Source organism: Dehalococcoidia bacterium, assembly GCA_035310145.1.
Classification (GTDB): Bacteria; Chloroflexota; Dehalococcoidia; order CAUJGQ01; family CAUJGQ01; genus CALFMN01.
The window spans coordinates 24569-30568 of record DATGEL010000122.1; the positions used below are offsets into that span (position 1 = coordinate 24569).

8 protein-coding genes are annotated in these 6000 nt (G+C 69.1%); 2 read left to right on the top strand and 6 right to left on the bottom strand.

All coding sequences use genetic code 11. The features are described from left to right. Positions 1-58: 58 nt before the first annotated feature. The 6 genes from VKV26_22800 to VKV26_22825 all read right to left on the bottom strand — a co-directional run bounded on the left by VKV26_22800 (position 59) and on the right by VKV26_22825 (position 5063). Positions 59-445 carry an MmcQ/YjbR family DNA-binding protein gene (locus VKV26_22800; protein HLZ72743.1) on the bottom strand — a complete coding sequence of 129 codons (387 nt, stop codon included), beginning with the start codon at positions 443-445 and terminating at the stop codon, positions 59-61. 84 nt (positions 446-529) lie between these two features. Further along, positions 530-1351 (bottom strand): MBL fold metallo-hydrolase, encoded by an 822-nt coding sequence (locus VKV26_22805; protein ID HLZ72744.1) that lies wholly within the window; start codon positions 1349-1351, stop codon positions 530-532. 47 nt (positions 1352-1398) lie between these two features. Further along, positions 1399-1854 carry a VOC family protein gene (locus VKV26_22810; GenBank protein ID HLZ72745.1) on the bottom strand — a complete coding sequence of 152 codons (456 nt, stop codon included), beginning with the start codon at positions 1852-1854 and terminating at the stop codon, positions 1399-1401. 123 nt (positions 1855-1977) lie between these two features. Further along, complete coding sequence (locus tag VKV26_22815) at positions 1978-2772, bottom strand: methyltransferase domain-containing protein (protein HLZ72746.1); 795 nt, start codon at positions 2770-2772, stop codon at positions 1978-1980. Next, positions 2769-4013: an alkyl sulfatase dimerization domain-containing protein gene (locus tag VKV26_22820; protein ID HLZ72747.1), complete on the bottom strand. Its 1245-nt coding sequence runs from the start codon at positions 4011-4013 to the stop codon at positions 2769-2771. The genes VKV26_22815 and VKV26_22820 overlap by 4 nt, the downstream gene beginning before the upstream one ends. Before the next feature lie 102 nt (positions 4014-4115). Then, positions 4116-5063 carry a phosphotriesterase-related protein gene (locus tag VKV26_22825; GenBank protein ID HLZ72748.1) on the bottom strand — a complete coding sequence of 316 codons (948 nt, stop codon included), beginning with the start codon at positions 5061-5063 and terminating at the stop codon, positions 4116-4118. A gap of 325 nt (positions 5064-5388) precedes the next feature. Between VKV26_22825 and VKV26_22830 the strand changes: the two genes are divergently transcribed. Together VKV26_22830 and VKV26_22835 are read left to right on the top strand one after the other, a co-directional pair. Further along, positions 5389-5616, top strand: a complete 228-nt coding sequence (locus tag VKV26_22830) for a hypothetical protein (GenBank protein ID HLZ72749.1) — start codon at positions 5389-5391, stop codon at positions 5614-5616. Positions 5617-5699: 83 nt separating this feature from the next. Next, positions 5700-5864 (top strand): hypothetical protein, encoded by a 165-nt coding sequence (locus VKV26_22835; GenBank protein ID HLZ72750.1) that lies wholly within the window; start codon positions 5700-5702, stop codon positions 5862-5864. Positions 5865-6000 lie beyond the last annotated feature (136 nt).

Consider the following 6000-nt stretch of genomic DNA (forward strand, 5'->3'; position numbering starts at 1 on the left):
GCAGCGCGACAGACGAGGCCGCGCAGCTACCGGTCCCGTCGGCCGATCGCCGCCTACATCACAGCGGCGCGCGGGCCAGCAGCGCGGCCAGCCGCTTCGGCGCGGCCAGACGGTAGCTGTACTCCGCCAGCTCCGCCACCTCGTCCCAGTCGATCGGGCCGCGGTCGAGGCGCAGGCCGGCCCAGCCCTGGTGTCCGATATAGGCGGGGATGGAGAAGCGCCGTGGATCGGCGGCGGCGCGGGCCGCGTTCTCGCCCGGCGCCGCCTTCCAGCACAGCGCAACGATCCCGTCGCCGTGGTGGTTGTCGAGGAAGTAGGCGAACTTCTTCTTGCGCACGCTGAAGCTGGTGAGGCTGCCCCACTGCTCGCGCACGGCTTCCGGCAAAGCGAGGCAGATCGCGCTGAGGCGGCTGAGACGGGCGTCTTCGGCGTTTGGCGTGGTCATGTCCTCAGCATAGGCGCCGATCGGCAGCGCAGAAACGGAGATTCCGTTGCGCGGCGGCAGATCGCGCCCGCGGGCGACGCTGCCTCAGAGGCTCTGCCAGCGGCGGCGGCCCGCAACCCGGATCACGTTGCCCATGCTCGGGTGGGGAAAGTGGCCGGCGCAGAGCAGCAACCCTTCGCCCTCGACCCGATCGAAGACGGCGGCGCGGCTGCGGGCGGCCTGCGCCGGCTCCAGCTCCGCGGCCAGCGGCCAGTCGGGGTGGTTCAACTGCACCGGCGTGTGCGCCAGGTCGCCGATGATCATCGCCTTTTCGTCGCCGGAGGCGAGCAGCACGCACTGATGTCCCGGCGTATGCCCCGGCGTCAGCAGCACGGAGATCGCAGCCGTCACCGCCGCATCGCCGTCGATCAGCTCCAGCAGGCCGGCCTCCGCGATCGGATCGAGGCAGCGATCCAGATCGGGAAAGTCCCGGGCATGCTCCGCGCGCGCCTCCCAATCGCGGCGCTGCACGACGTGGCGAGCGTTGGGAAACAGCGGCACGGCCGCACCGTCGCGGTCCACGGTGTTGCCGCCGGCATGGTCGGCGTGCAGGTGGGTGATGATCACGCACGCGATCTGCTCCGGCGCAACCCCCTCCGCCTGCAGCTCGTTCAGCAGCTTGCCGCCGTACGATCCGGGCCGCGTGCCGTTGCCGGTGTCGACCAGCGTCCAGCTCTCGCCCTCATGCACGAGGAAGCAGCCGAGGTTCATGGCGAAGCGGCCGTCCGCGCGCAGGTACGCGGTCTCATCTGCCGTCCACGCGGCGGGCGAAACGGCCGGAAAGAACTGCGCGGGCGTGGCCGCGACGGCGCCATCACGCAGTGACAGCACGGTCAGGGCGCCGACCCGGCAGGACACAGCGGACATGCGTTCTCCTGCTCCCACGCGCGCGTTGGTGCGCTCGACACAGGCGATCAGCGCGGCAGACGCGGCAACGGTGTGCCGCCCGGCTCACGGGAGCGCGCCCGCACCTCTTCGGACGGCTCCCAGATCGCTTCCAGCTCATTGCCGTCCGGATCCAAGAACATCACGTTGCACTGGCCGTCGGCGTACCCGGTAATGCGGGCGCCGCTTGCCAGCAACCGCTGGTGCAGCGCCTCCAGCTCCGCGAACGAGGCCATCTCCCAGGCCATGTGGTACATGCCCACGCGCTTGGGGTCCGGCTCCGACGCGTCCGCGGTCAGCGGGAAGAGCGCCAGCTCGTGCGAGGCGTCGGCGCGGATGCCGAGAAAGGCGACGCCGCGTCCCTGGTTCTTGACCTTCAGGCCGAGCACGTCGCGGTAGAACGCCACCGCGCGATCGACATCCTTCACGCGTAAGGCGATATGTCCAAGCTGCGTGGGCACGCCCGCCGGCGCTGTTGCCGCCATCTCGCACCTTCCTTCTGCTGTTCTCCTGCTGTCTGCCGGCGGCCGCCGGCGCAGCAGCCAGTATATGCCCTGCTCCGGCCTCTCCGGCGGCTCTGCCTCGGCCGCCGCGCGCCTGCTGCCGCATCAGGACGCGGGCTGCCGTTGCCGCGGCTCGCAGACGAGATGCAGGTGCCGGCCGAGCGAGGCGAACGGCTCTTCGCCGCGCAGGGCCAGCTCCAAAGCGAGTAACTCCTCCAGCCGCGCCGCTGACCGTGCCGCTTCCGGGACGTGATCGTGGAAGATGCGGATGCCAGCCTTTGACCGCACGGCCAGACCGCAGCCTTCGAGCCAGCCGCGCACGGTTTGTTCGGCCAGTGGGTTCGCGCCCTGCCCCCAGCCGCTGGGCGCGAACCCGTCGCGGTAGCCGCGCAGCGCCTCGGCGGCCGCCCCGCCGTAAGCACGCTTCAGGACTGTGGCGTTGCGGTTGTAGAACATCAGCGAGAGCATGCCGCTCGGCCGCAGCAGCGCCGCCAGATCGACGATCGCGGCCCGCGGGTCGGCCAGCCATTCCAGCACGGCGTGACAGACGACGAGGTCAAAGCGACGGTTGAGCAGTGGGCGCAGATCCTCTATTGGCGCGAGCAGCGTTGTCACCGCGCCGGCCAGGCCGTGAGCGTGAACGGCCGCTTCCGCCCGGACGAGCATCTCCCGCGAGGGGTCGCAGAGCACGACGCGATGGCCGCATGCGGCCAGCCGGATCGCCAGATGGCCGGCGCCGCCGCCGGCGTCGAGGATATCGAGCCCGCCGGCGGCCAGGCCGGGCATGGCGCCCAGCATGTCTTCCCAGAGCACGCGCAGCCGGATGTAGCCCCTGGACGAGCCGTAGATCTCGCGCTCGAAGACGCCGGCGATGCCGTCGAAGCTGGTGTCGGCACTCACTGAGTCTCCTCGCGCGCCGCCGCACGGTAGGTGTTGCGGGCCATCATATTGCGCTCGCCCTCGGCGCGGGCGGCGAACAGCTGGCGCCAGAGTTCCCGCGCGGCACGATTCTCCGGCTCGGCGCTCCGTACCCAGCCCACCAGGTGGCAGGCGAGCGGCAGGTTGCCGGCCTCGCGCAGGGCGCGGGCACGCGCCAGCAACGCCCCGGACCCGGCCAGCGCCACGATCTCCCGCGCCTGTTCGCCGCTGGGCGCGGGGAACATGTCGGCCGGGTTGCCGTTCCACCAGCCGCCGTACTGGCGCCAGACGCCCTGGACGATGAACTGCGGGTGGCCGTAGACGGCTTGCAGCCAGGGCAGCGTTGCCAGGTCCTCCGGCGGGCGCACCTCGTGCCAGATCTGCTCCAGCCACTGGCCCTGGTTCATGCGCTCGACCACCTGGTCGTGGATCGAGCGCAGATAGCGCGCCGTGCTCAGCGTGACGCGATCCACCTCCTCGCGCGAGCGCAGCATGCGCCCATGGCCGGGCAGCAGCAGCTCCGGCTCCTTGGCCGCGATCGCCTCCAGCCCTTCGGCCCATTCCCGTGTCCAGCGCTGTACCTTCCAGGGGTTGCCCACGTTCGGTGCGCTGAAAATCACCAGGTCGCCTGAGCAGACCAGGCGCTGCCGCTCGTTCCAGAGCCAGAGCGCGTCGTCCGTCTCGCCCAGCGCGTGATAGAGGTCGAAGCGCTCGCCGCCGACTTCGAAGGTCAGGCGCTCATCCACGATCGTGTCGGGATAGACGAAGGCGGGCGGCGTCTGCGCCTCGCGAAACGACGCAGCGGCGGGCTGCGTCTCGCGGTCCCACTGCCAGGAGCCGATGAAGCTGATCCACGGCCACATGCGCTCGTAGCGGCGCAGCCGCTCGACCAGGCGGCGCTGGCCGATCACGCGCGGGCGCGGCCGCCCGCGTTGCTCGGCCTCTGTCACGAACAGCGGCGCGCCGCCGACGTGATCGAGGTGGCCGTGGCTGTAGACGATGGTGTGCACGGGCAGATCGGTGCGCTCACGCAGCTCGTGCAGCACGCGCTCACCCGCCGGACGCGTGCCCGTATCGAAGAGCACGATGCCGGCGCCGGTCAGGAAGGCGATCGAGGTGCCGAACGTGGGGAAGAAGAGCACCCCCGGCGCCGCCTCGCGCACCTCGCCGCGGAACTCCCCGATCTCCGCCAGTGGCCAGCCGGACTGCGATCCTTTGGCCATGATCGCGCCCCCACGCGAGGAAATAGCATGTCGGAAATAGGAAATAGGAGCGGAAGCTCGTCCTCCCCTATGTTCTATTCCTCCATCCCTATTTCCTCGTTCCTAATATCCGCCTTGCTTCTCGAAGATGGCCCGCGGGTTGCCGGTCGTCATCTGGTCGATCTGCGCCTGCGAGACGCCCTGGGCATGCAGCGCCGGCAGCACGTCGTCGACGATGTGGCGGAAGTGCCAGTTCGGCGCGAACTCGCGCAGCCGTTCCTCCGGCGCCCAGTCGAAGAGGCAGGAGGCGTCGTGCGAGAGCACGATGCGACCGGCAAAACCTTCCTTGCAGAGCGCCGCCACCGTGGCCACGCGCTTCTCGAAGGGCAGCAGGCGGTCGAGACCGAAGCGGTCCATGCCGATGTAGCTGCCGCGCGCCATCAGCCGCTTGAGATAGTCGAGATCCTCCGTGTCGCCGCTGTGGCCAATCACCACGCGCGAGAGATCGACGCCCTCGCTCTCGAACACGTCCTGCTGCTTCGTGCCCATCTCCAGGCGCGCGTTGGTATGCGTCGAGATCGGCACGCCGGTCTGGCGATGGGCGCGGGCGACGGCGCGCAACGCCTTCTCGTTCTGCGGCGTGACACCGGGCTCGTCGGTCGCGGCCTTGAGGATGGCGGCGCGAATGCCGCTGCCCTGAATGCCCTCGGTAATATCCTTCACCAGCAGCGGCACCAGCTCCTCGATCGGATGGCCGTCGAAGAAGGGCGTGGAGCGCCAGTAGATGCCGGTGGCGAGGATCAGCTGCATACCGGAGCGTCGCGCCGCCGCCTGCACGAAGCGCGCGTCGCGGTGAAAGTCGGCCGGCGTGAGGTCCACCATCGTGCGCACACCGCGCTCACGTGCCTCGCGCAGGCGCTGCACGGCCTGGTCCATGAACTTCTCCGGCTGCCACAGCTCCGGATAGCTCTGGTAGAGGCCGGGGGTGCCGACGATCACGTGCTCGTGCATGTAGGTGAAGCCGAGCTCGGCCGTATCCAGCGGGCCGGTGGCGGAAGGAATCGTGGCCATGAATCCGCGCCTCCAGAGCAAGAACCGCGATCACACCAGCGCCGCGGGGCGCCCGGTATCGTGGCCACGTGGGCGGCGGCTTGTCAAGCAAGGCAGCCGCCAGCAGTGTCTACCGTTCGCAGCACGTACCTCGCGCAGAGTCCCCAATGAACAACAAGCCGTTAACAATAGGGCGCGAACAACGGACGGGCGCCGTGCGGCTGCGCGCCGCGGCTTATTATGTACCACACGCTTCGCTGGAGCCGGATTGCAGTTTGCACAACTTGCACGGCGATCGTAGTATCTTGCTCACGCCATTGCGGCGGTCTGCCGGCTGCAGCCGCCGATGAAGAGGGGGACGACCGTGGCCGACATCTCCAAGATCATGGACAAGGCGTTCGAGGGCAAGGAACTGGCCGAAATCGTCGACGCGCCCGTCGATGCGCTGCAAGGGGTCTCGGCGGCTGACGCCGAGCTGCTCAAGAAAGCCTTCAACATCAAGACGGTCGGCGACCTGGGCCGCAACAAGTACTTCCTCTGGGCGCGGGCGATCGTCGACCTGGCGGGCAAGTAGCGATCGTCGCGGCCGGCCGGCGGCCGCGGCGTCGTCTGGATACCCCGTCGTTCAGCGCGCGGAGCGCGAAGGAGCCTGGTGTCATGGGTCTGATGGACAAGGTCAATAAGCTGAAGGACGAGGCGGAGGAATTCGCGAAAGAGCACAAGGACGACATCAGCAAGGCGGTCGATGCGGCGAAGGAGCATATGCCCGGTCATTCGAACAAGGCGGCCGACGCCGAGAAGAAGGACGCCGCCTCCAACTAGGGTCTGTCTGATGAATGGACCCGTTGCCCGGTATCCTGTGCAGGAGGGTGTGCACACCACAGGAGCTGGGCATGGTCGGGCGGGGAGAACTGACGGACGCAGCGTGGGCGGTGCTTGCGCCGCTCCTGCCAGGCAA